23 protein-coding genes are annotated in these 25,203 nt (G+C 68.6%); 7 read left to right on the forward strand and 16 right to left on the reverse strand.

Annotated features, from left to right (window positions below):
• Positions 1–64 precede the first annotated feature (64 nt).
• Positions 65–2,842 carry a calcium-translocating P-type ATPase, PMCA-type gene (locus A8G15_RS26700; RefSeq protein WP_068166086.1) on the reverse strand — a complete coding sequence of 926 codons (2,778 nt, stop codon included), beginning with the start codon at positions 2,840–2,842 and terminating at the stop codon, positions 65–67.
• Positions 2,843–2,956: 114 nt separating this feature from the next.
• On the opposite strand from A8G15_RS26700, the gene A8G15_RS26705 reads away from it, so the two are divergent.
• Together A8G15_RS26705 and A8G15_RS26710 are read left to right on the forward strand one after the other, a co-directional pair.
• The gene (locus A8G15_RS26705; protein ID WP_068166088.1) at positions 2,957–3,376 is read left to right on the forward strand and encodes a pyridoxamine 5'-phosphate oxidase family protein; all 420 of its coding nucleotides are present in this window, start codon (positions 2,957–2,959) and stop codon (positions 3,374–3,376) included.
• Positions 3,377–3,418: 42 nt separating this feature from the next.
• Positions 3,419–4,276 (forward strand): cation diffusion facilitator family transporter, encoded by an 858-nt coding sequence (locus tag A8G15_RS26710; RefSeq protein WP_068166114.1) that lies wholly within the window; start codon positions 3,419–3,421, stop codon positions 4,274–4,276.
• Between the two features lie 17 nt (positions 4,277–4,293).
• Here A8G15_RS26710 and A8G15_RS26715 read toward each other — a convergent pair whose 3' ends face one another.
• The gene (locus A8G15_RS26715; protein ID WP_068166115.1) at positions 4,294–4,896 is read right to left on the reverse strand and encodes a LysE/ArgO family amino acid transporter; all 603 of its coding nucleotides are present in this window, start codon (positions 4,894–4,896) and stop codon (positions 4,294–4,296) included.
• A 72-nt stretch (positions 4,897–4,968) separates the two neighbouring features.
• On the opposite strand from A8G15_RS26715, the gene A8G15_RS26720 reads away from it, so the two are divergent.
• Positions 4,969–5,874 (forward strand): LysR family transcriptional regulator ArgP, encoded by a 906-nt coding sequence (locus A8G15_RS26720; RefSeq protein WP_068166089.1) that lies wholly within the window; start codon positions 4,969–4,971, stop codon positions 5,872–5,874.
• Here the strand turns inward: A8G15_RS26720 and A8G15_RS26725 are convergent.
• On the reverse strand, positions 5,863–6,336 hold the full coding sequence (locus A8G15_RS26725; RefSeq protein ID WP_245688015.1) for a MarR family winged helix-turn-helix transcriptional regulator: 474 nt from the start codon (positions 6,334–6,336) through the stop codon (positions 5,863–5,865). The genes A8G15_RS26720 and A8G15_RS26725 overlap by 12 nt on opposite strands.
• An 86-nt stretch (positions 6,337–6,422) precedes the next feature.
• Between A8G15_RS26725 and A8G15_RS26730 the strand changes: the two genes are divergently transcribed.
• Positions 6,423–7,676, forward strand: coding sequence for a multidrug effflux MFS transporter (locus A8G15_RS26730; protein ID WP_082900190.1), 1,254 nt, complete (start codon positions 6,423–6,425; stop codon positions 7,674–7,676).
• Between the two features lie 65 nt (positions 7,677–7,741).
• Here A8G15_RS26730 and A8G15_RS26735 read toward each other — a convergent pair whose 3' ends face one another.
• Positions 7,742–8,581: a mycofactocin-coupled SDR family oxidoreductase gene (locus A8G15_RS26735; protein ID WP_068166091.1), complete on the reverse strand. Its 840-nt coding sequence runs from the start codon at positions 8,579–8,581 to the stop codon at positions 7,742–7,744.
• 308 nt (positions 8,582–8,889) lie between these two features.
• On the opposite strand from A8G15_RS26735, the gene A8G15_RS26740 reads away from it, so the two are divergent.
• Together A8G15_RS26740 and A8G15_RS26745 are read left to right on the forward strand one after the other, a co-directional pair.
• The gene (locus A8G15_RS26740) at positions 8,890–9,513 is read left to right on the forward strand and encodes a TetR/AcrR family transcriptional regulator (RefSeq protein WP_082900191.1); all 624 of its coding nucleotides are present in this window, start codon (positions 8,890–8,892) and stop codon (positions 9,511–9,513) included.
• Positions 9,514–9,607: 94 nt separating this feature from the next.
• A complete protein-coding gene (locus A8G15_RS26745) occupies positions 9,608–10,231 on the forward strand; it encodes a class I SAM-dependent methyltransferase (RefSeq protein ID WP_068166095.1) in 624 nt (207 codons plus the stop codon).
• A gap of 30 nt (positions 10,232–10,261) precedes the next feature.
• Here A8G15_RS26745 and A8G15_RS26750 read toward each other — a convergent pair whose 3' ends face one another.
• The 6 genes from A8G15_RS26750 to A8G15_RS26775 all read right to left on the reverse strand — a co-directional run bounded on the left by A8G15_RS26750 (position 10,262) and on the right by A8G15_RS26775 (position 18,854).
• Positions 10,262–11,566, reverse strand: coding sequence for an ROK family protein (locus A8G15_RS26750; protein WP_082900192.1), 1,305 nt, complete (start codon positions 11,564–11,566; stop codon positions 10,262–10,264).
• 94 nt (positions 11,567–11,660) lie between these two features.
• Positions 11,661–13,562: an ABC transporter ATP-binding protein gene (locus tag A8G15_RS26755; RefSeq protein WP_068166097.1), complete on the reverse strand. Its 1,902-nt coding sequence runs from the start codon at positions 13,560–13,562 to the stop codon at positions 11,661–11,663.
• Positions 13,559–15,286, reverse strand: coding sequence for an ABC transporter ATP-binding protein (locus A8G15_RS26760; protein WP_068166098.1), 1,728 nt, complete (start codon positions 15,284–15,286; stop codon positions 13,559–13,561). The genes A8G15_RS26755 and A8G15_RS26760 overlap by 4 nt, the downstream gene beginning before the upstream one ends.
• 41 nt (positions 15,287–15,327) lie before the next feature.
• Positions 15,328–17,664 (reverse strand): MMPL family transporter, encoded by a 2,337-nt coding sequence (locus tag A8G15_RS26765; RefSeq protein WP_068166101.1) that lies wholly within the window; start codon positions 17,662–17,664, stop codon positions 15,328–15,330.
• A 38-nt stretch (positions 17,665–17,702) separates the two neighbouring features.
• A complete protein-coding gene (locus tag A8G15_RS26770) occupies positions 17,703–18,296 on the reverse strand; it encodes a TetR/AcrR family transcriptional regulator (protein ID WP_068166121.1) in 594 nt (197 codons plus the stop codon).
• 96 nt (positions 18,297–18,392) lie between these two features.
• Positions 18,393–18,854 (reverse strand): RrF2 family transcriptional regulator, encoded by a 462-nt coding sequence (locus A8G15_RS26775; RefSeq protein ID WP_068166102.1) that lies wholly within the window; start codon positions 18,852–18,854, stop codon positions 18,393–18,395.
• A 164-nt stretch (positions 18,855–19,018) separates the two neighbouring features.
• On the opposite strand from A8G15_RS26775, the gene A8G15_RS26780 reads away from it, so the two are divergent.
• The gene (locus tag A8G15_RS26780; protein ID WP_068166122.1) at positions 19,019–19,957 is read left to right on the forward strand and encodes a sterol desaturase family protein; all 939 of its coding nucleotides are present in this window, start codon (positions 19,019–19,021) and stop codon (positions 19,955–19,957) included.
• Here the strand turns inward: A8G15_RS26780 and A8G15_RS26785 are convergent.
• The 6 genes from A8G15_RS26785 to A8G15_RS26810 form a co-directional block, all read right to left on the reverse strand.
• Entirely contained in the window at positions 19,938–20,624 is a 687-nt protein-coding gene (locus tag A8G15_RS26785; protein ID WP_068166104.1) for a YceI family protein, read from the reverse strand. The genes A8G15_RS26780 and A8G15_RS26785 overlap by 20 nt on opposite strands.
• A gap of 39 nt (positions 20,625–20,663) precedes the next feature.
• A complete protein-coding gene (locus A8G15_RS26790; RefSeq protein ID WP_068166106.1) occupies positions 20,664–20,897 on the reverse strand; it encodes a hypothetical protein in 234 nt (77 codons plus the stop codon).
• Entirely contained in the window at positions 20,894–21,208 is a 315-nt protein-coding gene (locus A8G15_RS26795; protein ID WP_068166107.1) for a hypothetical protein, read from the reverse strand. The genes A8G15_RS26790 and A8G15_RS26795 overlap by 4 nt, the downstream gene beginning before the upstream one ends.
• Before the next feature lie 63 nt (positions 21,209–21,271).
• A complete protein-coding gene (locus tag A8G15_RS26800; RefSeq protein ID WP_068166109.1) occupies positions 21,272–22,765 on the reverse strand; it encodes an amino acid permease in 1,494 nt (497 codons plus the stop codon).
• A gap of 698 nt (positions 22,766–23,463) precedes the next feature.
• Positions 23,464–24,408: an alpha/beta hydrolase gene (locus A8G15_RS26805; protein ID WP_245688016.1), complete on the reverse strand. Its 945-nt coding sequence runs from the start codon at positions 24,406–24,408 to the stop codon at positions 23,464–23,466.
• A 536-nt stretch (positions 24,409–24,944) separates the two neighbouring features.
• The coding region (locus A8G15_RS26810; protein ID WP_211270252.1) for a transposase at positions 24,945–25,203 on the reverse strand (259 nt) is incomplete at its 5' end.

Consider the following 25,203-nt stretch of genomic DNA (forward strand, 5'->3'; position numbering starts at 1 on the left):
TCGGGGGGGGTGGGGACGGCCGAGTCGGTACTGTGTGGGGCGCTCACCCGACGATTGTGCCAGGTCACCGTTCACCGAGCGGGGTCCGGTGTGTCGACGGGGACGTTTCGGCGACCGGCTGCGTCCGCGCGGCCGCGGTACGGCGGCGGCGCGACACGCGCCTCGCGACGGCCTTGCCGGTCTCGTCGACCCACAGGACGATCGACCCCACCGCGACGGCCAGCGCCCACTGCGGCAGCGTCAGCGACGTGGTGTCGAACAGTCCCTGCAGCACACCGGCCTGCACCACACAGACCTGCAGCACGATCACGGCGACGATCGCGATCCAGACGGTGTGATTGGTGAACGTCTGCAACGAGAAGACCGACCCCAGATTCGAACGCACGTTGAACAGGTTGAACACCTGGAAGAACACGAACGTCGTGAACGCGAGGGTCGTCGCGAACAGGGGGTCACCGGCACTGTCGGGGAACAGATCGGGCGCGAAGTACAGCACCGCGATCGTGCCGGTGGCCATCACGACACCCAGCCCCAGAATCCGCCGGACCCTGGCCCGGTTCAGCAGCGCCTCGCGGGCCGATCTCGGCGGCCGTTTCATGGTTCCGGGCTCGGCCGGGTCGACGCCGAGGGACAGCGCCGGCGGACCGTCCATGATGATGTTCACCCACAGGATCTGCAGCGCGGTGAACGGTGCACCCCCGGCCAGTCCCAGTACCCCCGCCGCCAGGAAGATCAGAACGAATCCCCATGCGGTGGTGAGCTGGAACTTCACGAACTTGACGATGTTGTCGTAGATGCCGCGGCCCTCGGCGACCGCGGCGACGATCGTCGCGAAGTTGTCGTCGGTGAGGATCATGTTCGCGGCGCCCTTCGACACGTCGGTGCCGGTGATGCCCATGGCCACGCCGATGTCGGCCTGCTCGAGAGCGGGGGCGTCGTTCACCCCGTCACCCGTCATCGCGACGATTTCGCCCCGGCTCTGCAATGCCTTGACCACCCGGATCTTGTGCTCGGGAGCCACCCGGGCCAGGACACCGAACCCCGCCGCGCGGCCCTGGAGTGCGGCGTCGTCGAGTTCGTCGAGATCCGCGCCGCTCGCCGCGCTGCCGGTGATACCCAGTTGCCGCGCGATCGCGGAGGCCGTCACCAGATGGTCGCCGGTGATCATGTGCACCGCGATCCCGGCGCCGCGCGCGACCTCGATGGCCTGCTCGGCCTCCGGTCGCGGTGGATCGACGATGCCGACGACCGCGTACAGCGTCAGGTCGGACGCGCGCTGCTGCAGCGCGTCGGCGTCGCCGCGGGGCACCGCGTCGAGGTCGCGGCCGGCGATCATGAGGGTGCGCAGGCCTTCGCCGGCGAGGTCGTCGATCGCGGCCCTGATCCGTCCGTGGTCGGCGTCGCCGATCGGGACCGGCCCGTCGGCGCCGAGCATCGTCGTGGCCCGGCCGAGCAGGACACCGGGCGCACCCTTCACGAAGACCCGGTAGCCGCCGTCGGGAACCGCGTGGAAGGTGGCCATGTACTTGTAGGCCGAATCGAACGGCACCTCGGCGAGCCGCGGCAACGCGGCGCGTGCCCCGTCGACATCGATGCCGCCCTTCTCCGCCAGTACGACCAGCGCGCCCTCGGTGGGATCGCCGACCAGGGTGCCGTCGTGGACGGTCGCGTCGTTGCACAGCGCCATCCCGAGCAGCGCCGCGGTCATATCCGGTGCGGGCAGGCCGTCGCCGACGAGGATCTTGCCGTCCGTGCCGTACCCGCGTCCGGTCACCCGGAAGCTGCGGCCGCGCACGAGCAACCGCTGCACCGTCATCTCGTTGAGGGTGAGCGTGCCCGTCTTGTCGGTGGCGATGTGTGTGGTGCTGCCGAGAGTTTCCACCGCGGACAGTTGCTTGACGATCGCGCCGCGCGCCGCGAGCCGCGACGCTCCCATGGCGAGGGTGAAGGCGACCACGGCGGTGAGGCCTTCGGGAATCGTGGCGACCGCGAGGGACACGGCGGTCAGGAGCAGCTCCGACCAGGACTGTCCGCGCAGCAGGCCCAGCACGAAGACCAGGGCGACGGTGACCAGCGCGACGGCCGTCAGTGTGCCGGCGAGCTGACCGATGCGGCGTTGCAGCGGGGTCTGCTCCACCCCGGCGGTCCCGAGGAGCGTGGCGATCGCACCCATCTCGGTGTGCATGCCGGTGGCGGTGACGATCATGGCGGCTCGTCCGCGGGTCACCTGCGTGTTCATGAACAGCATGTCGGTGCGGTCTCCGAGGGGCGCGGCCGGGTCCGCCACCGGCTCGATCTCCTTGTCGACGGGGTGCGACTCCCCGGTGAGCGCGGCCTCGGCGACCTGGAGTCGCACGGCGGTGACGAGTCTGCCGTCGGCGGGGACCGAGTCGCCGGCCTCGAGCAGCACCACGTCTCCGGGGACCAGGTCGGCGCGCGGCAGTTCCGTTTCCCGGCCCTCCCGGCGGACCCGCGCGGTCGAGACCGACATCTGCCGCAGTGCCTGCAGGCTGTTCTCGGCGCGCGCCTCCTGCACATAGTTGAGGAGCGTGTTCAGCGCGATGACGGCGAAGATGACGACAGGGGTTTCCCATTCGCGCGAGACGGTCGCGCTGACCACGGCGGCGACCACCAGCACGAGCGTCATCCGGTCGGCGAGCAGTGCGGCCACTTTGCGCCACACCGGAACACGCGGCGCCTCGTCGAGCAGGTTGGGTCCGTGTTCCGCCTGTCGCCGCTCGACCTCGGCGGCGGGAAGTCCGGTCGCGGGATCGACCCCGAGGGCTGCGGCGACCTCGACCGGCACCCGGATGTGCCACGGCGGTTCGGCAACGTCGGTCATGGACTCCCACGCTATCCGGGGATCCTCCGCCGTGCCCTCCGTTCCACTGCACGGCCGCGCGGTTCGTGATGTGCTGGATGCGTTGGTATGCCCGTCGAATGATCGGAGGAGCCGATGAGCGAGCCGACGGATGCGGACGACACCGCCGCCGTGCTCGGCGAGGACGAGTGCTGGGAGTTGCTGGGAACCGTGCAGATCGGCCGGTTGGTGGCGATCGCGGACGGCCGTCCCGACGTCTTCCCGGTGAACTTCGTCGTCGGGGACCGGAAGGTGTACTTCCGTTCCGGGGAGGGCAGCAAACTGTCGGAGCTGGCGGTGCACGCGCAGGTCGCGTTCGAGGCGGATCTCGTCGGCGAGCGCACCGCATGGAGCGTGGTGGTGCACGGCAGAGCGCGAATCCTCACTCATTTCAACGAGATCCAGGCCGTCGAGGAACTCGGTCCGACTCCCTGGGTGGAGTCACCGAAGTACAACTTCGTGGAGATCACCGCGTCCGAGATCACCGGTCGCCGGTTCGCGCTCGTCGAGCACTGAGCGGTGACCGAACCGGGGCAGCACCGCCTGCTCATTCGGTGCATGTTGCTGTCGGTCGCGACCGCGCTGACCACGATGGCGTTGAAGGCGGGCGCGGCGTGGATCACCGGTTCGGTGGGTCTGTTGTCCGACGCGCTCGAGTCGGGCGTCAATCTGGTGGCCGCGGTGGTCGGTGTCTTCGCGTTGCGGACCGCGGCGAAACCCCCGGACGAGAATCACGATTTCGGGCACGGCAAGGCCGAATATCTGTCCGCCGCGGTGGAAGGGGCGATGATCTTCGCCGCGGCCGCCGTGATCGTGTGGACGTCGGTGCGGCGGCTGCTGGAACCGCAGCCGCTGACCGAGGTGGGTCTGGGCCTGTTCCTGTCGGCGGGCTCGTCGATCCTCAATCTCGCGGTCGGGCTCCTGCTGCTGAGGGTCGGGCGGCAGCATCGTTCGGTCACGCTCGTCGCCGACGGCAAGCACCTGCTCACCGACGTGTGGACGTCCGTGGGGGTACTGGCCGGAATCGGGCTGGTCGCGGTGTTCGGCTGGTACGTGCTCGATCCGATCGTGGCGCTGCTCGTCGGCCTGAACATCCTGCGGATCGGCTACGGCCTGGTGCGGGAATCGGTCGTCGGTCTGCTCGACGCGGCACTGCCCGCCGACGATGTCGCGCAGGTGCAGCAGGTGCTCGATCGGTACCGCGCCGACGGATCGGTGACGATCCTGCCGCCCCGCACGCGGGCGTCGGGCCGACAGCGTTTCGTGTATCTCACGGTGCGGGTTCCCGGCGACTGGACGGTGCGGGCGGGACACGATCTGCTCGACCGTGTCGAGGAGGATGTGCGTTCGGCGCTGCCGGGGACGACGGTCTTCACCCATCTCGAGCCCGTCGGGAAGGTCGCGCGGCGTCGCTGAGCGGCCCGGGGCGCGGGTCAGTTCCCGACCGCGAGTCCCAGCCCCAGGCCCACCATGAGGACCGCGACGGCACCGTCGAGGATGCGCCAGGATCCCGGCCGGGCGAACCACGGCCGCAGGTAGCGCGCGCCGTAGCCGAGTGCCCCGAACCACACGATGCTCGCGACGACGGCGCCGGTGCCGAACCACCATCTGCCGGGATTGCCGTGGGTGTTGGCGACCGACCCGAGCATGAGGACGGTGTCGAGGTAGACGTGCGGGTTGAGCCAGGTCAGTGCCAGGCAGGTCGCCAGTGCGGCACCGATGGTGATCGCGCCACCCGGTGCCGCGCTCAGCGCGGACGGCCGCAGCGCGCGACGGGCGGCGAGCAGACCGTACGAGACGAGGAAAATCACTCCGCCCCAACGGATCACCTCGAGCGCGCCGGGAGCCCGATCCAGGACGGTCGCGATGCCGGCGATGCCGGCGGCGATGAGCACGGCGTCGGACACGGCGCACACCACGATCACCGGCAGCACGTGCCGGCGGGCGATGGCCAGACGCAGGACGAAGGCGTTCTGGGCACCGATCGCGACGATCAGCGAGAGTCCGGTGAGGAAGCCGGCGAGGACGAGGTTCACGGCGACCACGGTAGGAACGGTCACGAGATAAGAACAGTTGATTTCTCTTAAGGAACATTAGAGTTCCTTCATATGGATCTGGACTTCGCTCAACTCCGCACATTCGCCGCTGTGCTGGACGAGGGCACCTTCGACGGTGCCGCCGCGATCCTGCGGATCACCCCGTCCGCAGTGAGCCAACGCATCAAGGCCCTCGAACAGCACGTGGGGCAGGTCCTGGTGCGCCGCACCCGGCCGGTGACCGCGACCGGGCCGGGGGAGGCGATCATGCGCCTGGCCCGTCAGGTGGCCCGGCTCGAGCAGGACACCGCCGAGGCGCTCGGTATCACCGCGAGCGCGGACAGCTACGTGACGGTGCCGCTCGTGGTCAACGCCGACTCGATGTCCACCTGGATGCTGCGGGCGCTGGCCCGGATGCCGCAGCACCACCGCGCGCTGTTCGAACTGCTCCGGGAGGACGAGTTCCATTCCACGGCGCTGCTGCGGGACGGAACGGCGATGGCGGCGGTCACGTCGGTGCCCGATCCGGTGCAGGGCTGCACGTCCGAAAACCTCGGAGCCATGCGCTATCACGCGATGGCGAGCGTCGACTTCGCCGCACACTGGTTTCCCGACGGCATGACCACGGCCACCCTGCGCGAGGCCCCCATGCTGACCTTCGACCGCAAGGACGACCTGCAGAACCGCTTCCTGCAGCGGCGCACCCGCACCCGTTTCGACCCACCGCGCAACTACGTGCCGGGCGCGCGGGAGTTCGTCGACGCCGCACGGCTCGGGCTCGGCTGGGGCATGCTGCCGGAACCGATGCTCGACCTCGCAGTCGGCGGCGACGCCGAGTTGGTCCGGCTCGCCCCGGACGAGCCGTTCGACGTGCCGCTGTACTGGCAGCGCTGGCGGTTGGAGTCGCCGGTGCTCGATGCGCTCACCGAGGTGGTGCGACGGACGGCACGGGAGGTGCTGCGCCGGTCAGTCGGCTGACATCGCGCCCAGCCGGGCCAGCAACGGGGCGGCGTCGAGGAGTCTGGCGGCCTCGTCCTCGCTCATGCCGTCGAGCAGCCGGCGGACGCCGTCGAGCCACATGTCGTCGATCCGGGTGTTGTTGCGCCTGGCGAGGGGCGTCTGGTGCAGCCGGTGCGAGCGGCCGTCGGCGGGGTCGACCTGCCGCTCGAGCAGGCCGCGGTCGACGAGGCGGCGCACCGTGGTGCTGACATTGCTGCTCTGCAGACCCAGGTAGCGGGCGACCTCGGAGACGGTGCTTCCGGGGCGTTCCGCGAGCGTCCGGAGCACTTCGATCTCCGACTGGGGAAGGCGGGACAGGCCCGCTTCCTTCTCGCCGAAACGCCGCAGCGCCCAGACCAGCGACCGGGCGGTCCGGGCCAGGCGCCGGACGTCCTCGTCGGACGCGATGTTGCCGCCGGCAGCGGACGGATCGTTGGACACGACCGCAGTCTAGTCGCTATTTTAGATATAGATTTAGATCTACTTTTAGACATTGATGTGGATCCATCCCGACTCGAAGGGTCGCCTTGAACCAGCACTCCCCGCACGCGGGCACCGCCGTGGCCGCGCCCGCCGACACGTCCACGACCGTCCCGGACACGGCGCACTTCCCGGCGACACTCGTCGGCACGCTCGCGCTGCTCGCAGCGGTCGCACCGCTCGCGATCGACATGTACCTGCCCGCATTCCCCGGGATGGCCGCCGAATTCGGTACCAACGCCTCGGCCGTGCAGCTCACCCTCACGACGTTCCTCGTCGGCCTCGCTCTCGGCCAGCTCGCGTTCGGACCGCTCTCGGACCGGTACGGACGCCGCCCGCTGCTGCTCGTCGGCACACTGGTGTGCGCGGTGTTCAGCGCCGCCTCGGCCCTCGCCCCCGGCATCGAGCTTCTCGCCGCGTCACGGTTCCTGCAGGGCTTCGCCGGCGCCGCCGGCATCGTGCTCGGACGGGCCGTGATCTCCGATCGCGCCCACGGCCCCGCCGCGGCCAGGCTCTTCGGGCTGCTCGTCGTCGTCAACGCCGTCGCCCCCGTCGTCGCGCCGCTGATCGGCGGCACGATCGTCACCAATGTCGGCTGGCGCGCGGTGTTCTGGGTGCTGACCGCACTGTCGCTGCTGATGTTCGCGTGCGTCGCCGCACTGGTACCCGAAACCCACCCGGTGGAACGCCGCTCCACCGGCGGCATCGCCGCGATGATGCGTGACGCCCGCGGCATCCTCCGCAACCGGCGGTATGTCGGGTTCACCCTCGCGTACGCCTTCGCGTTCGGCGTGATGTTCGCCTACATCTCCGCGTCGCCCTTCGTGCTGCAGAACGTCCACGGCCTCTCGACCGGCTGGTACACCGTCGCGTTCACGGCCAACGCCATCGGCCTGGTCCTGTTCAGCGTGGTCAACGGCGCGGTCGCGGGACGGCTGGGCGAGCGCGCGACGCTGCGGATCGGGCTGGCGCTGCTCGCCGTGTTCTCCGTCGTCATGCTGATGAACGCACTGGCCGGCCCCGCCCTCTGGGTCACCCTGATCGCGCTGTGGTTCACGATGGGCAGCCTCGGTCTCGTCATCGCGAACGCGACCACCCTGGCGCTCGGCGAGGCGCACCGCGCCGCGGGCACCGGGTCGGCCGTGCTCGGCGCCCTGCAGTTCCTGCTCGCCGCCGCGATCTCACCCCTCGTCGGCATCGGCGGCGAGGACACCGCCCTGCCGATGGCGATCGCGATGGTACTGAGCGCGGTGATCGCCCTGGGCGCGCTCACGCTGACCGGTTCCCGCGCCGCCGAGTAGACCGCGCAACGACGGCCCGGCCCGATCGGTAGGTGACCGATCGGGCCGTTTCCGTTGTGCCCGGACTACTTCAGCATGCTGCCCGCGTCCACCGTCATGGGCAGACCGGTGACGTAGCGGGACTCGTCGGATGCCAGGAACAGCACCGCATTGCTGATGTCGACCGGGTCGACCCAGCCGACCGGCAGCACGTGCATCAGCTTCGCCACGATCTCCATGTCCTCGGGGCCCGGGCTCTCGAGATCGGGACGGAACATCTTGAACGTGCCCTCGTTCATGAACATCGGCGTCGAGACGTTCGTCGGATGGACCGAGTTGACGCGGATGGAGTGCTGTCCGAGTTCGACGGCGAAGGTGCGCATGAGGCCGACGACGCCGTGCTTGGCGGCGATGTAGTGCCCCGTGTGCGGGTAGGCCTTGAGCCCGCCCACCGAGCTCGTCAACACGATCGACCCCCCGCGGCCACCCGAGATCAGGTGTGGCACACCGGCCTTCACCGCCTTCCACACCCCCGACAGGTTGACGCCGATCATGTCGTCCCAGTCGCTCTCGCTCGTTTCGTGGAGCACTTCGCCACCGTTGCCGATGCCTGCGTTGGCAACGATGATGTCGAGCCGGCCCAGCTGTTCGACACCGGCGTCCACCGCCTCCTTCACCGCCGGATAGTCACGCACGTCGACCTGGGCCGTCACGATGCGGCGGCCCGCGTTCTTCACCAGCTCGGCCGTCTCGGCCAGATCGTCCGGAGTGGACGCCGGAATCGGGCTGCCCTCGGTGATCGGTCCGCAGATGTCGACGGCGATGATGTCGGCACCCTCCTCCGCCAGCCGCACCGCGTGACTGCGCCCCTGCCCGCGCGCCGCACCGGTGATGAACGCGACCTTCCCCTCGACCCGTCCCGCCATGTTTCCTCCCCTGCTCGGTGTTCGTGTTCGAACATCGTTCGTGTTCGAAAATCCTGATTGCGCGTGCCGGCCGCTCTACGGATCCGCGTCCGCCCGGCCGGGATCACCGGAGAAATCAGCCTTCGAGACGTCGACCACGAGGAACCCCTCTCGGATGTGCGGTTCGGTCAGTGTGGAGAAGGAAAACTGATCGATCGATCAGGCTGATACAGTGGCCACATGCTTGCATGAGGCGTAGATCACAGTCAAGACCCCGCCGGGTCTGCTGCCATTGATCACGCCCCTGACATGGGCCGGAGGTGTACGGAGTGGGCAGACCGCGGGCGGACGAGGGCAGGGAACCGGGAGCCCGCGAGCGGTTGCTCGAGGCGACCGCTCAGATCATGGAGGAGGAGGGCTACGCCGCGGCGACATCGCGGCGGGTGGCGACGCGGGCCGGTGTGAAGCCGGCGCTGGTGTACTACTACTTCCCCACCATGGACGACCTGTTCCTCGCGGTACTGCGCGCCGGCGCGGAGACCGTGCTCGAACGTCACCGGCTGGCACTGTCCGAGGCCGATCCGCTGCGGGCGCTGTGGCGGATCAATTCCGACACCCGCACGACCCGGCTCAACACCGAGTTCATCGCTCTGGCCAACCATCGCAAGGCGATCGGCGCGGAGCTGAAGGCGTATGCCGAGCGGGTCCGCGACATCGAGACGACGGCGCTGACCGTGGCGATGCGCGCGCACGGTGTCGACCTCGACGACTTCCCCCCGGTCGTGATCTCGATGTTCCTCACCGGCCTCGCCCGCACCATGGTCAACGAGGCGGCGATGGGTGTCACGCGCGGCCACGAGGAGGCCCGGCTGTTCATGGAGCGCTACATCGGACGGTTCGAGACACTGGCCTCCCCGCCCGAGCGGGCGGGACCGGTACCGGACTCGGCCTGACCGGTGAGCGTTCGGTTTGCCGGTTCGGCAATCCAAATTGCCTTCTTGTCGTGCCGAACCGCACAGTCGGGACAGCACACGAAAGGATGTCACCATGGCCGACGAATTCGACCGGGAGTTCTGGGAGGACCGCTACCGGGGTCACTCCACGACCCACCGTCACCCCAATCCGCAGCTCGTCGCCGAGGTCGCGGACCTGCGACCCGGCCGGGCACTGGACGCCGGTTGCGGCGAAGGCGGCGACGCCCTGTGGCTCGCCGAGCACGGCTGGCAGGTGACCGCGGTGGACATCGCCGAGGCCGCGTTGGACCACGCGCGTGCCCACGCCGAATCCGCCGGCGCCGACATCGCGAACCGGATCGACTGGGTCCGCGCGGATCTGGCGGAATGGACGCCCCCGCACGCCGGCTTCGACCTCGTGACCTCCCACTACGTACATGCACCCGGGCCCCGGGACGAGCTGCTGCGGCGCCTGGCCGACGCGGTCGCACCGGGCGGGACGCTGCTCGTCGTCGGCCACGACCATCCCGCGGATCCGCACCCGGCCGATCGATCGGCGCCCGAATCACGGGTCACGACAGACGATCTCGCGGCGGGTCTGGATCCGGACCGCTGGGACGTCGTCGTCGCCGCGTCGCGCACCCGCACGGTGACCGGGCACGGCGAACAGGAGATCGCGCTGCACGACGCGGTGGTCCGCGCCGTCCGCAGGTCCTGACGCCGCGGAAGATCGGTACGCCCGGGACGGTCAGCCGCAGAATCGGTCGGCGGCCGGGTCGTAGGACGGGCGCGCGGCGCGCCGCCGCAGCGCCCCGAGCGGGTCGGTGTACACCGCAGACAGCGAGGCGCCGAGCGCACCGGCGTCGCCGATCCGTTCCCCGAACGACGAGAAGGTGAGCGGCAGCGGGGGCAGCGCGCTCGCCCGCGCGTAGCTGCGCGCGAGGACCTCCCGGCCGGGACGGTAGGCCACCAGGCCCCGGCCTCCCACTGCGACGACGTCCGGGTTGACGATGTCGCGCATCATCGCGACCGCTCGCCCGACGACGTCCGCTCGCGAATCGAGCAGGGCCGCAGCATGTCCCGCTCCCGCGGCGGCGGCTGCGTACAGTGCGCCGATCCCCCGGGTCGCCGCGTCCGGGCCCAGGGCACCGTCGCGAACCGCGGTGGCGAGCAGCGTCCGGTCGGCCACGGTGACCTCGAGGCATCCGACGCGACCGCACGGGCACGGCACGTCCGAACCCGTCGCGAGATGACCGATCGTGCCGGCTCCGCTGCGCGGTACGGGGATACGCCCGTCGACGATCCATGCGGCACCGAACGGTTCGTCGACATGCAGATACAGATAACTCGACGGGCCGGGCCTGCCGGTGAGTTCCAGTGCCTGCAGTTCCCTGGCGGCCATCGCCTCGACGTGCGGGGCGATCGTGACCGGCACGGGGATCGCGGCCGGCCACGCGCCGTCCGCCACGTCCCTCCAGTCCGGCCCGCACCCGCGGTCGGCACGCCGGTCGGAGCGTCCGTCACCGACGATCCCGACCCACAGCGCGCACCGGGCCGGGAAGGCGAGCCGGAAGCGGCGCAGCGCCGACCCGACGACGGGCAAGGCCTCCTGCGCGGTGTCCGGCACGTCGAGCACGAGCCGATCGAGCGCCCGTCCGCGAAGATCACCTGCCACACAACGCAATCGACCCTCGTCGACGTGGACACCGACGGTGAAGTACGCCTCGGCGTTCAGGTCGAGCGGAATCTGCGGCCGGCCGACCACCCCGCCGACGGTCAGTTCCGGGCGGTCGCGCAACAGCGCACAACCGAGGAGCTCCCCCACCACCCGATTGACCGCGGACAACGAGAACCCGGTCTGCCGCGACAGTTCGCTGCGGGTCGCCGGGCCGATCCTGCGCAGCACGCGCAGTACCTGTCCGGCCGGGGTGACCGTGTCGGACGCGGGACTTCCCGGACGGTGCGGGTGTGGGGAGGCGCGCACCGTCGCGGCCTGTGCCGCCTTCGACGCCGTGGCGCGTGCGGCGATCCGGAGTTTCGACGCGTCAGCCATGCGGTCATTGTCGGCGCGGCGGGGCCGCAACTGAACGCTTACGCTCAGCGAGCGCAAAAGGAGTGGACGTTCGACCGCCCCGGAATCCGGGCGTTCACTCCACCAGCGCGCGGAACTGTGCGTCGTACAGCCGGGTGTAGGCACCGCCCGCCCGGAGCAGATCCTCGTGCGTGCCCTGTTCGACGATGCGGCCGTCCTCCATCACCACGATCCGGTCGGCGTCGCGGATGGTCGAGAGGCGGTGCGCGATGACGAAACTCGTGCGGTCGTCGCGCAGCCGCGCGGTGGCCTGCTGCACGAGCAGTTCGGTGCGGGTGTCGACCGAACTGGTGGCCTCGTCGAGGATCAGGATGGACGGCTTGGCGACGAAGGCCCGCGCGATCGTGATGAGCTGGCGCTCACCGGCACTGAGGCTGCCCGACTCCTCGTCGATGACCGTGTCGTAGCCGTCGGGCAGGGCGCGCACGAACCGGTCGACATAGCTCATGCGGGCCGCGGACAGGATCTGGTTCTCGGTGGCGTGCGGGTTGCCGTAGGCGATGTTCTCGCGGATCGTGCCGCCGAACAACCAGGTGTCCTGCAGCACGATGCCGATGCGCGTCCGCAACTCGGCACGCGACATCGAGGTGATGTCGACGCCGTCGACGAGGATGCGGCCGGAGTTCAGCTCGTAGAACCTCAGGATCAGATTGATGAGGGTGGTCTTGCCTGCGCCGGTCGGGCCGACGATCGCGACCATCTGACCGGGCTCGGCACGCAACGACAAATGTTCGATGAGAGGACGTTCCGGGTCGTACGAGAACGACACGTCGTCGAATTCGACGCTGCCGTGCCGGCCCCACGGCAGTGTCGGTGCCGGGGATTCGGGGTCCTGTTCCGGTTCGTCGAGGAGCGCGAACACCCGCTCCGCGGATGCGGCGGCAGACTGCAGCAGGTTCACCATCGCACCGATCTGGGCCAGCGGCTGAGCGAGCTGACGCGAGTACTGGATCAGCGCCTGCACCTCACCGAGGGTGATGGTGCCCGACGCGACGCGCAGGCCACCGAGTACGGCGACCCCCACGTAGCTGAGATTGCCGAGGAAGGTCACCAGCGGCATCACCGTGCCGGACACGAACTGGGCCCGGTAGGCGGAGCGGAACAACTCGTCGTTGGTGTCGGCGAAGCGGCGCTCGACGTCTTCGGTGCGCCCGTAGGCGGTGACGAGTTCGTGACCGGTGAAGGTCTCCTCGATCTGACCGTTGAGTTTGCCGGTCGCCGCCCACTGCGACGCGAAGTGCCTGCGTGACCGGCGTGCCACCAGTGCCGTCGCGACGACCGATGCAGGCACCATGAACAGCGCCACGAGCGCGAGCAGCGGCGAGATCCACAGCATCATCACGACGAGGCCGATCAGGGTGAGCACGGCCAGCACGAGCTGACTGATCGATTCCTGCATCCCGGTCGACACATTGTCGATGTCGTTGCTGACACGGCTGAGCAGGTCGCCGCGCGAGTGGGTGTCGAAATAGCGCAGCGGCAGACTGTGGATCTTGCGTTCGACCCGCGACCGCAGGTCCCGCACCACCCGCTGGACGATCTCGTTCAGCCCGTACGCGGCCACCCAGATCAGCGCCGACGACAGCAGATACAGCGCCAGGACGATGATCAGGAGCCGGCCGAGCGCACCGAAGTCGATGCCGACGCCGGGCACGGCCGCGGTCCCGGACACCATGTCGGCGAACTGGTCGCTGCCCTCGCCGCGCAGCTGCGCGACCGCCTCGTCCTTCGTGAGGCCGGCCGGCAACTGGAGGCCGATGACTCCGTTGAAGATGATGTCGGTGGCGCGCCCGAGCAGCAGCGGCGCGATGACCTGCGCGACCACGCCGAGCAGCACCATGACCAGCACGCCGTAGACGATGAACCGCTGCGGGCGCAGCAACCCGATGATCCGGGTGATCGACTGGAGTCCCTGCTGCGGCTGCGCGGGCAGCGTCGGGGCGGGCTGGGTACTCATACGGCCGCCATCCGCTGCGACTCGACGATCTCGACGTACTCCGTGCAGCTCGACAGCAGATCGAGATGGGTGCCGGACCCGACGACCGTTCCGTGGTCGAGCACGATGATCCGATCGGCATCCTGCACGGTCGACACCCGTTGGGCGACGATCAGGACGCACGCGTCGCGGGTCTCGGGCACGAGAGCCTCCCGGAGTCGGGCATCGGTGGCGGGGTCGAGCGCGGAGAACGCGTCGTCGAACAGGTAGATCGACGGCCGGCGGACCAGTGCGCGCGCGATGGCCAGGCGCTGACGCTGTCCACCGGACACGGTGGTTCCGCCCTGCGCGACGACCGTCTCGAGCTGCTCCGGCAGTGCCGCGACGAAGTCCGCGCCCTGCGCGACCTCGAGCGCGTGCCACAACTCGTCGTCGGTCGCGTCGGGATTCCCGTACCGCAGGTTCTCGGCGATCGTGCCGGAGAAGAGGTACGCCTTCTGCGGCACCACCCCGATCTCGCGGCGCAGCACCGCCGGGTCCAGGTTCCGCACGTCGACCCCGCCGACCTCGATCGATCCGGACGTGACATCGATCAGCCGCGGAATCAGGCGCATCAGCGTGGTCTTACCGGACCCGGTGCCGCCGATGATCGCCGTCGTGGTGCCCGGACCGGCCCGGAACGAGATGTCGCGCAGCACGGGCGCGTCGGCCCCCGGGTAGGAGAATCCGACGCCCGACAGCTCGACGGTGAGCGGCCGGGCCAGCGTCGACACGGCGTTCTCCGCGCGCGATACGGACGGCTCGGTATCGAGGACCTCGAGGATGCGGTCCGCGCAGACCGCCGCGCGCGGCGCCATCAGCGCAACGAACGAGGCCATGAGGACAGCCATGAGGATCTGGGTGACGTAGGTGATCAGAGCGGTGATCGAGCCGATCTCCATGGCGCCGCTCTCGATGCGGTGACCGCCGACCCACACCACGGCCACGGTGCTCGCGTTCGCGATGAGGATCACTGCGGGGTAGAGCATCGCGTTGATCCGTCCGACGCGCAGCGCGGTCGCGGTGAGGTCGGTGTTCGCCCGGTCGAATCGGGCGCGTTCGGAGTCGTCGCGGACGAACGCGCGCACCACGCGGATGCCGGTGATCTGTTCGCGCAGCACCCGGTTGACGGCGTCGATCTTGACCTGCATGACGCGGAAGGACGGCAGCATCAGCGCCATCAGCCCCAGGATCGTGAGGATGAGGACGGGGACCGCGACGGCTACGACCACCGAGGTCCCGCGATCCTCGCGCAGCGCCATGACGATCGCCCCGACCCCCATGATGGGTGCGGTGACGACGATGGTGCAGGTCATCATGACGAGCATCTGGATCTGCTGCACGTCGTTGGTGTTGCGGGTGATCAGCGATGCCGCCCCGAACTTTCCGTGCTCGCGGGCGGAGAACTGCCCGACGCGGCGGACCAGCGACAGCCTGATGTCGCGGCCCACGGACATCGCGGTCCTGGCGGCGAAGTACACGGCCCCGATCGCGCAGGACACCTCGAACGCGGCGATCACCAGCATGATCCCGCCGGTGCGCATGATGTAGCCGACGTCGCCGCGGGACACACCGTTGTCGATGATGCTCGCGTTGAGGCTGGGCAGGATCAGCATCGCGACCGTGGACACCAGCTGCAGCACCACGACTGCAGCCAGTGCACCACGGTGAGGCGCGAGGTATCGCCGCAGAAGCCTGACCAACATGGGATCAACCTACCTGGGCGGCCACGTCACGCCGCGACCGTTCACGCGTGAACCGTGTCCCGCTCGGCCGCCTCGAGTTCGCGGGTGAGCTTCTCGCCCTCGACGTCGACGTTCGGCAGGATCCGGTCCAGCCACTTCGGCAGCCACCAGGCCTTGTCGCCGAGCAGCGCCATGACGGCGGGGATGATGACCATCCGCACCACGAAGGCGTCGAAGAACACCGCGGCCGCCAGTGCGAAACCGATGGACTTGATGAACGCGTTGGGTTCGGCGACGAAGGCCGCGAACACCGAGATCATGATGATGGCCGCGGCGCTCACCACGCGGGCACCGTGCCGGAACCCGGATCGGACGGCGTCCGTGGCGGTCGCGCCGTGCACGTAGTCCTCGCGCATGCGGGTGACCAGGAACACCTGGTAGTCCATGGCCAGGCCGAACACCACGCCGATCAGGAAGATCGGCATGAAGCTGACCAGCGGCTGCGGGTTGGAGATCAGCCCGCCCCAACCTTCCTGGAAGATCGCGACGGTCGCGCCGAAGGTCGCCAGGACACTGAGCAGGAAGCCGAGGGTCGCGGTGAGCGGCACCAGGATCGACCGGAAGACGAGCATCAGCAGGATGAACGCGAGACCGACCACGACGGCGAGGTACGGGACGAGCGCGCTCTGCAGGGTCTCCGAGACATCACCCTCGAGGGCGGTCTGACCGGTGATGCCGTAGGAGATGCCGGTGCGGGCGTCGAGGTCGGCTTCGCCGGCGCGCAGGTCAGCGACCAGATCCATCGTCGCGGCCTCGCTGGGGCCGGACCGGGGCGTGACCATGATCTGCGCGGTGTCGCCGGCCTCGTTCACACCGACGACCTGTGCGTTGACGACCTCGTCGTGCCGGTACAGGTCCTGCACGACCTCACCGAACGCGGCGGGCGCCGACATGTCGGCGTCGCGGGCGTCGGCGACGACGAGCAGCGGGCCGTTGCGGCCGGGCCCGAACGCCTCGTCGATCAGGTCGTAGGCCTGACGGGAGCTGGTCTGCGGGTCGCCGGTCGCTTCGGTGGGCAGCGCGAGTCGCAGGTTCAGTGCCGGGACGGCAGCGATGCCGAGGATCAGGACACCGGCCACGAGCGGGATCAGCGGCTTGCGGGTGACCCACCCGATGTAACGCTGGGCGGCGCCCGGCTTCTCCGTGTCCGCGTCGGGATCGTTCGCCTTCACACCGGGGACGCGTCCCGCGAACGCCTTGCCGCCGAACAGGCCCAGGATCGCGGGCAGCAGGGTGATCGCGATGAGCACGGCGATGAACACGGTGAATGCCGCCGCGTAGCCCATGGCGGACAGGAACGGGATGCCCACGACGCTGAGCGCGACCAGGGCGACGATCACGGTGAGACCGGCGAACACCACGGCGGAACCGGCGGTGCCGACCGCGCGTCCGGCCGCTTCGGCACGGTCGGAGGTGACGGTGATCTCATGGCGGAAGCGCGAGACGATGAACAGCGAGTAGTCGATGGCGACGGCCAGGCCGATCATGATGGCCAGCGTCGGGGTCATCGAGCTCAGGTCGGCGAAGCCGGTGGCGATGGTGATGCCGAGGCTGCCGATGCCGACGCCGATGATCGCGGTGATGAGCGGCAGGCCGGCCGCGACGAGCGAGCCGAACGTCAGGGCGAGGACGACCGCGGCGACACCGATACCGATGAGCTCGGTGACTCCGCCGGGCATCTCGGCCTCGGCTGCGGCAGAGCCGCTGACCTGCACGTTCAGGCCGGCGTCGCGGCCCACTTCCGCGGCGGCCGCGATCTGCTCACGCATCGTCTCGTCGACGTCGGTGAAGGTGCCGTCGAACGGGACGGTGACGAAACCGACGGTGCGGTCCGCGCTGAGCGGGGACAGCGCGGCGGCGTCGGCGAGTGCGGCTTCCTCGGTGCCGCCCTGTTGCTGCGCGGCGGCCTTCATCTGCTCGACGAGACCGGCGTTCGCGGTGACGGGATCGACGAGGACGCCCTGCTGCTGTTCGGGAGTGGCGACGGCCGGGTCGACTTTCGCGGCCGCGGTGACCTTGTCGATTCCGCGTGCGGCGGCGAGGACCTCGTTCATCGCCGCCATGTTCTGCGGCTCGTCGAGCGTCTGGCCGTCGGGGGCCGCGAATACGTAGCGGGCGCTGAGCGCGCCCATCGGGTCGGCGGCGTTGGGGAACCGCTCGGCGAGCAGGTCCTGCGCCTGCTGCGCGGGGGTTCCCGGGATGGAGAACGAGTCGGTGGTGGGTCCGGACAGGGTCGCAGCGCCCACGCCGAACAGGACGAGGATCGCGATCCACAGGGACAGGACCGTGCCTTTCCGCCGGTAGGCGAATCTGCCGATCCGATACAGGTAGGTAGCCACAGGGCGCCTTTCTTCGGATGTGTCGCAGCGGAAGCCGACTACGAGATTCCTTGCCGCAGCCGATCGAACGCGGCTCGGATGAGTTCTTCGGGGGATTGCGCGCCGGAGGTCCCGGCCATCCACAGATCGATGGATGCGCGGATCGCGGCCACCGCGCAGTAGTTGAGCAGCGCGGGGTAGATATCGGCGCCGGCGTCGCGGCCGCTGCGTTCGGCGATGGTCTCGACCAGCAGCGGCGCAGTGCACGTCTGCATCTCGATGCTGCGCGAGATGAGTGCGGGGCTCTGCTCGACGAGTTCGAACATTGCGCACAGTTCGTCGAAGTCGTCGATCTCGGCGACGACCTCGAGAGCCGCTGCCTCGATCGAATCCCACACGTGCTCGCCTGCCGGACGGTTGCGCAGCCGGTCGAGCCAGTTGCGCAGCAGACCGTCGAGGTGGTCGAGGACCGCCTCTTCCTTGCTCGCGAAGTAGTTGTGGAACGTGCGGGTCGAAACACCCGCTTCGGCGGCGATGGCGTCGGCGGTGACCGCCTCGATACCCCGATCGCGGGCGAGCCGGGCCGCGGCCGCACCGAGGGCTGCCCTGGTGGCAGCCTTCTTGCGGTCGCGCAGTCCCGGCTCGGTACTCATGTCCTCCACGGTACCGAAATTGCAGAAGACTGTAACTTTGCAGAACTGTGCAGATTTATGGGTTTCGCCACATTCGGCGAGCGACGGTGACGGGCGTCACGCCTCGCGACGCGCCCACGCCCCCGGATCGGCGATGAGTTCGAGGACGAAGGCGGGCAGGTCGTCGTCGACGACCTCGGCGAGGGTGACCTCCTCGAGGACCGCGCGCAGGTTCACCCGGACAGCGATCCACACATCCCGCAAACGTTCGGCCGGGCCGGTGTAGGCGATGTCCTCGGGCCGCTCCCCGCGCACCGACGCCAGCGGACCCTCGACCGTGCGGATGATGTCCGCGATGGAGATCTCGCCGGGCGGGCGCGCGAGCCAGTACCCACCCTCCGGTCCACGACGGCTGCGCACGAGACCGCCGCGCCGCAGGTCCGCCAGCACCGCTTCGAGGAACTTGTGCGGGATCTGCTGTGACTTCGCCAGCCCCTCGGCCTTGGCCGGTGCGTCACCGGCGGCCGCCAGCTCGAGCAACGTGCGCACGGCGTAGTCCACTCTCGCGGTGATGTGCACTGCCGCCTCCTCGCCGTCGCCGTTTCGCGCACCATTTCCTATCGGAACAGGGGGAAAGTATGCCAGGACCCGGAGACCGCGGTCGCGGCCCGGGAACCGCCCGGAGTGACCCCCGACACACTTCGGTAGATTGGATGCCTGCCCGCGCGAAACCGGAGGACGACATGTGGGAGACCCTGATCCACTCGTGGGGGTCGCTGCTCGAGCCGCTGCAGGATCCGGTGGCGCTGGCCATCCCGGCGTTCCTCGTCTTCCTGATCCTCGAATGGACCGCCGCCCGCACCCTCGAACACGTCGAGCCCGGCGCCGACGGCAGGACCCGGCCGCCGCGCGGCGGATACGAGGCCCGCGACGCGCGCGCGAGCATCTCGATGGGGCTGGTGTCGATCGGGACCAGCGCGGTGTGGAAGCTGCTCGCGCTCGTCGGCTACGCGGCGATCTGGGTGTACATCGCGCCGTGGCATCTGCCCGCCGATGCCTGGTACACGTGGGTGATCCTGCTCGTCGGCGTCGACCTGCTGTTCTACTGGTACCACCGCATCGCACACCGGGTCCGAGTGATCTGGGCGACCCACCAGGCTCATCACTCGAGCGAATACTTCAACTTCGCGACCGCGTTGCGCCAGAAGTGGAACAACAGCGGCGAGATCGTCATGTGGATTCCGTTGCCGCTGATCGGCATTCCGCCGTGGATGGTGTTCGTCGGGTTCTCCGTGAACCTCGTCTACCAGTTCTTCGTCCACACCGAGCGGGTCCGCACCCTCCCGCGGCCGATCGAGTTCGTGTTCAACACGCCGTCGCACCACCGGGTGCACCACGGGTGCGATCCCGAATACCTGGACCGCAACTACGCGGGCATGTTCATCGTGTGGGACCGCATGTTCGGCACGTTCCGGGCCGAGACGCACCGGCCCACCTACGGGCTGACCAAGCCGGTCGGCACCTACAACATCTGGGATCTGCAGACCCATGAATACCGGGCGATCGCGCGGGACTGGCGGTCCGCGTCGACGTGGCGCGACAAGCTCGGCTACGTGTTCGGCCCGCCCGGCTGGGTGCCGGACCGGGACAAGTCCGCGGCGGTCAGTTCTTCGCGAAGCTGACCAGGAAGTCGACGCTGCCGCGGTCGTCGACAGTGACGAACCCGAGGCTCGGGGCCTCGACGCCGAAATCCGACCAGGTCACCGGGACACTGCCCGACGCCACCAGATCGGTTCCCGAGCGCAGGATCTCGACGTCGGCGGTCACCGGCAGCGACCTGTCCTTGAGTGTGAGCGTGCCGGCGACCGGCAGCGTCGCGGTCGTGCCGTCGGTGGGCACCGCGGACAGGTCCACCGGATCGGTGAGGACGAAGGTCGCCGTCGGATAGGTGTCGGTGTCCATGACCCGGCCACGGAACTGGCCGTCGCGCTGCGAACTGTCGGTGGTGATCCCGGCGACCTGCACGGTCACCTCGGCGCCCGTGAGACTGTCCGCGTCGATCGTCGCGGACCCGGAGACCTGGTCGGTGCTGCCGACCACGGTGACGTCGGCGCCGCGGAGGATCTCGTGGACGGTGTACCCGGCGGCAGTGCGATTGGCCTCCGACCCCGGCGTGATCGTCCACGAACCCGCGAGATCACCGGTCGCGGCCTCCGCACCGGACGTGGATACCGACGCGGCGGGCGCGTCGTCCTCCGCGATGAACGTCCCGTACACCCACGGAGCGACGAAGAAGCCGAGCACCACGATCACCACGACCGCCGCGAGAGACCACCAGAGCTTGCGCATGCCCCAGAGATTAACCGCGGGTTCGGCGCAGCGGGTGGGTTACTTCGGCGTGCCCGACCGGATGATGCGCTCGAGCGCGCGGTACAGCCCGTCGACGTCACCGGCAGCCTCGGCGTCGTCCGGCACGTCGATGACGAGCACCGACTGACCGGGACCTGCGATCGGTCCACCGGCGCCGGACCCCTCCTCGCCCTCGACGTGGTGGGCCGTCCCGACGACCTGTCCGTGTGCTCCGACGATGACGGTGAGCTTCATGGCGAGTCCGTTCGTCATGCCGTGTCGCGCACCGGAAGGTCGTCGAGCAGCACGATCTCCAGCCGGAACGCCACGGTGATGTTGCTGTCGTTGCGGATCTTGAACTCGTAGAACACTTCCGACGGGTACAGCTCGTTGGGGCCGGCGCGGCACTTGGCGATGTCGTAGGTCACGAGCACCACCCGCTGAGGCGGGACGTCCTTCGGGTCGGCGACGAAGAGGACCGGCCCGCGATCGGCGTCGGGTTCGCCGTGCCAGTTCCACGTCCAGCACTGGACGGCCCCCGCACCGATGGTGAACCCCCGGTCGATTCTCAGACGCTGCGGCATGGTGGGCCTCCGGTCGGATGCGTCAAGAATATTCGATCCGCACCGCAGGCCCACCCGTTCCGGTCAAGGCGACGGCGTTCCGTCCACCGGCTGTTTCCGCAGCACCGAATGATGCCGGCTGTACGCGAAGTAGATGACGACACCGATGGCCATCCACACCACGAACCGCAGCCACGTCTCCACCGACAGGTTGATCATCAGCCACAGGCACGCGATCACCGCGAGGATCGGGACGAGCGGCACGAGCGGCACCCGGAAGCCGCGTTCGAGGTCCGGACGGGTGCGGCGCAGCACGATCACCCCGAGCGACACCAGGACGAACGCGAACAGCGTTCCGATGTTCACCATCTCCTCGAGGGTGCCCAGCGGAATGAATCCGGCGAGGATCGCCACGACGACCGTCACGAGGACGGTCGTGCGGACCGGCGTGCCCCGGCGGCCCGTGTGCGAGAGACGCCTGGGCATGAGGCCGTCACGGGCCATTGCGAACAGCACACGCGTCTGCCCCAGCATGAGCACCATGACGACGGTGGTCAGGCCGGCGAGCGCGCCGATGGAGATGAGGTTCTTCGCCCAGTCCATGCCGTTGAGTGCGAACGCCGTGGCCAGGGTCGACTCGTCGCCGGCCAGTTCGGTGTAGTTCACCATGCCGGTGAGGACGAAGCTGACCGCGACGTACAGGACGGTGACGATCGCGAGGGAACCGAGGATGCCGATCGGCACTGCCTTCTGCGGGTTGCGGGTCTCCTCCGCGGTCGTGGCGACCACGTCGAACCCGATGAACGCGAAGAACACCAGGCTGGCCGCGGCGAGCAGTCCGTACCAGCCGAACGTGCTGCCACCGGCGCCGGTGACGAACGAGAACAGCGACTGGTGCAGACCCTCACCGGTGTCACCGGACTCCGAGGGCGGAATGAACGGACTGTAGTTCTCCGTCTTGATGTAGAACGCGCCGAGGACCACGACGAACACGACGACCGCGATCTTGATGGAGGTGATCACCAGCGAGACCCGCGACGACAACTTCGTCCCGGTCGCGATGAGCACACCGATCACCAGGGTGATGAGCATGGCACCCCAGTCGACCTTCACGGACCCGAGCATGAACGACGAGGACAGACCGCCCATCACCTCACCGAGATACAACGACCAGCCCTTGGCAACGACCGCGGCGGCCAGCGCGAACTCGAGGATGAGGTCCCAGCCGATGATCCACGCGACGAACTCACCGAAGGTGGCGAACGAGTAGGTGTAGGCGCTGCCGGCCACCGGCACCGTGGACGCGAACTCGGCGTAGCACAGGGCGGCGAGAGCACACGCGATCGCGGCGAAGACGAACGCGAGCGACACCGACGGACCCGCCACGTTGCCGGCGGTACGGGCCGTCAACGTGAAGATGCCGGCACCGATGACGACGGCGACACCGAAGACGATCAGGTCCCACGCGGTGAGGTCCTTGCGTAGCTTCGAATCCGGTTCGTCGGTGTCACGAATGGATTGCTCGACCGATTTGGTGCGGAACAGTCCGCTCCTGCGTGTACCGCCGACCTGAGTCATCTCAGCTCCTCTCCTTTCGAGGAACGTACCGCCGCGGCCACCTTCGTGTGCGAAAAGTTCGCCGCGCGTCGTCGCGGCCGCGGGGACACAGCCCCGAACCGGACCCGGTCCCACCCGTCCGGCCGCGCTCCCGGCCGGTTCCGTCCGGATCCCCGAGGAGGAGGCGCGTGCCGTCGCAACCCGCCGGCCGGCACCCCATCATCGGAAACGCACGAATGCCGCGGGTCCCGAGGCGGGACCCGCGGCATTGCGCTGGCGGCTACAGCGAGCCCGTCAGCAGAGCCGGAGCGATCGCCAGGATGAGCCCGACGAGCTGGCTGATGACTTCGAAACCATTCGTGATACTGCCCATCATTCCTCCTGTGCCCGCCCGGAGGCCCTGTGTGCCCCGGGCACCGAATAGGACGTGCTCAGCTGAAGAACTCGGCGCTCTGGGAGAGCAGCGAGAAGATGAACGTGATGATCTCGGTAATCGTGGTACTGCCCATCGATCCTCCTCGAAATTGCATCCAAATATGCTGTGGCCCAAGCATTTTCATGCTCTTGTATGCCGTAGATCACATTACGACGAGGTCTCGGTTCCGTCAAGGTTTCACGGGAACTTCTTTGAAAAGCGCACACCGTAATCACTTGCAGGAGAGACAAACCCAACTGCAGCGGCATGATCGTCCCTCCACCGGCGGAGCACTCGGCCGCCATCAGGCGACCCCGACGGCACGCGCGATCATCGGCCACGAATTGTGCAGATCGTCCTGCCAATAACCCCACGAATGCGTTCCCCGGGAACGGAATTCGAATCGTGCAGGTATCCCGAGTTCGTCGAGACGAGCGGCAAGCCGGTGGGTGCAGGCGTCGACGGCAGCCTCGATGACACCACCGACCACGATCTGATTCAGCAACAGTCCTGGGTCGTTCTCCACCGACCTGGCGCCGAGATTCTCGTGCGGCCCCGGCAATCCGGTCGCCGACGAAATGTACAGGTCGATACCGCGCAGCTTGTCGGCATTGACATACGGGTCGTTCGCCGCCCATCCCGGCCCGTCGACGGGTCCCCACATGTTCTCGGCATCGGCCTCCCCGCGGCTCTCCACCACCGTCCGGACGTACAGTTGCCCCAGCTCCGTGCTCGTTTCGGCGCAACCGCTGTAAGCCCCCACCGCCCGGTACAGAGTGGGAGCCGCGATCGCGAGGCTCAACACCGAGGTTCCCGACATGGACAGGCCGGCAATGGCATTGACCCCGGACGTCCGAAATTGCTCGTCGATGATCGGCGGGAGTTCCTGCGTGAGGAACGTGGTCCACTTGTTGCGACCGAGCGCCGGATCGTCACGCTCCCAGTCGGTGTAATAGGTGAAGGACCCGTCCAACGGCGTGACGACGTTGACATTCTTGTCGGCGAAGAACTCGTCCACATCGGTCCGAGCATCCCACGTGGCCTGCCCGTCTCCGCCACCCGCTCCGTTGAGCAGGTACAGCGTGGGCCGCGGCTCGCTGGTATCTGCCGGCGTCCGCACCCGCAACCGGACGACGCGGTCCATCGACGCGGAATACACGTGCGCGATCACCGTGCGCGCACTCTCGACCTCGATGCGCGAAATGGATGAAACCGGCTCTGCCGAAGCCACATTCGGAGTCACGAGCATCAGCGCTCCTACCGACAACGCGACGCACGCGTGCCGGAACCACGCCTGGATCATCGACCGCCCTCCCGAAATCCTTCGATACGCGATCACGCGATCCCCGGTGAACGAGGACCGTAATCGTTTGCACACCGAATGGGGGCACAACGATCACAAAACGGGCGTATTCCCGAAACTGCCGGTTACGGACACACGCGAGAACCTCACGTCCGGCCGGCCCTGTCCCGCTCGGCAGATTCCGCCCCACATCCCGTGGTCGCTGTGGCCACCGGCGCCATGGCGAGACCGTCGCCGACGTGCGCACGCGCCCGATGGGTCGACGAGCAGCCCACCCCGCGCGAGAGGCGATCTTGTCCGCCGGAGCCCGGACGAGGCCCGCTCTTCGCGAGAGAGTCGAGCCATTCATCCACCAGAGTGCAGCCACGCCCATTCCACGGCTGCGGATCGGATGCGCCCAGAGTCCATACTCGACCCGAACCCCGTGGGTCAAGTCCCGTGAGGTGGTGTACGACGTCGTCGCGTGATTCCTCGTTGTCGGGTTATGCAGTCAACGCCGGTGCCACCTCCTCGACAGGTTCGGTGACGGTCTCAGCGGACTTGTCGCTACGAGAGCGAGCGAGCACGTCGAGTCCGAGATAGCGGCGTCCTTCGATCCATTCGTCGTGCTGCTCGGCCAGGACCGCGCCGACAAGCCGGACCAACGCCGTACGATCCGGAAAGATCCCGACTACATCGGTTCTGCGCCGGATTTCTCTATTGAGGCGCTCCTGCGGATTATTGAGTAGTGCCCCATAGAGT

This window comes from Rhodococcus phenolicus, assembly GCF_001646785.1.
Taxonomy (GTDB): domain Bacteria; phylum Actinomycetota; class Actinomycetes; order Mycobacteriales; family Mycobacteriaceae; genus Rhodococcus; species Rhodococcus phenolicus.

Excerpts from the sequence above, each read along its gene's own strand:
- A8G15_RS26785 (WP_068166104.1), bottom strand. The coding sequence starts at position 20,624 with ATGCGCAAGCTCTGGTGGTCTCTCGCGGCGGTCGTGGTGATCGTGGTG.
- A8G15_RS26745 (WP_068166095.1), top strand. The coding sequence starts at position 9,608 with ATGGCCGACGAATTCGACCGGGAGTTCTGGGAGGACCGCTACCGGGGT.
- A8G15_RS26780 (WP_068166122.1), top strand. The coding sequence starts at position 19,019 with ATGTGGGAGACCCTGATCCACTCGTGGGGGTCGCTGCTCGAGCCGCTG.
- A8G15_RS26755 (WP_068166097.1), bottom strand. The coding sequence starts at position 13,562 with ATGAGTACCCAGCCCGCCCCGACGCTGCCCGCGCAGCCGCAGCAGGGA.
- A8G15_RS26705 (WP_068166088.1), top strand. The coding sequence starts at position 2,957 with ATGAGCGAGCCGACGGATGCGGACGACACCGCCGCCGTGCTCGGCGAG.
- A8G15_RS26800 (WP_068166109.1), bottom strand. The coding sequence starts at position 22,765 with ATGACTCAGGTCGGCGGTACACGCAGGAGCGGACTGTTCCGCACCAAA.
- A8G15_RS26710 (WP_068166114.1), top strand. The coding sequence starts at position 3,419 with ATGTTGCTGTCGGTCGCGACCGCGCTGACCACGATGGCGTTGAAGGCG.
- A8G15_RS26760 (WP_068166098.1), bottom strand. The coding sequence starts at position 15,286 with ATGTTGGTCAGGCTTCTGCGGCGATACCTCGCGCCTCACCGTGGTGCA.
- A8G15_RS26720 (WP_068166089.1), top strand. The coding sequence starts at position 4,969 with ATGGATCTGGACTTCGCTCAACTCCGCACATTCGCCGCTGTGCTGGAC.
- A8G15_RS26805 (WP_245688016.1), bottom strand. The coding sequence starts at position 24,408 with ATGCTCGTGACTCCGAATGTGGCTTCGGCAGAGCCGGTTTCATCCATT.
- A8G15_RS26790 (WP_068166106.1), bottom strand. The coding sequence starts at position 20,897 with ATGACGAACGGACTCGCCATGAAGCTCACCGTCATCGTCGGAGCACAC.
- A8G15_RS26750 (WP_082900192.1), bottom strand. The coding sequence starts at position 11,566 with ATGGCTGACGCGTCGAAACTCCGGATCGCCGCACGCGCCACGGCGTCG.
- A8G15_RS26770 (WP_068166121.1), bottom strand. The coding sequence starts at position 18,296 with ATGAGTACCGAGCCGGGACTGCGCGACCGCAAGAAGGCTGCCACCAGG.
- A8G15_RS26735 (WP_068166091.1), bottom strand. The coding sequence starts at position 8,581 with ATGGCGGGACGGGTCGAGGGGAAGGTCGCGTTCATCACCGGTGCGGCG.
- A8G15_RS26700 (WP_068166086.1), bottom strand. The coding sequence starts at position 2,842 with ATGACCGACGTTGCCGAACCGCCGTGGCACATCCGGGTGCCGGTCGAG.
- A8G15_RS26795 (WP_068166107.1), bottom strand. The coding sequence starts at position 21,208 with ATGCCGCAGCGTCTGAGAATCGACCGGGGGTTCACCATCGGTGCGGGG.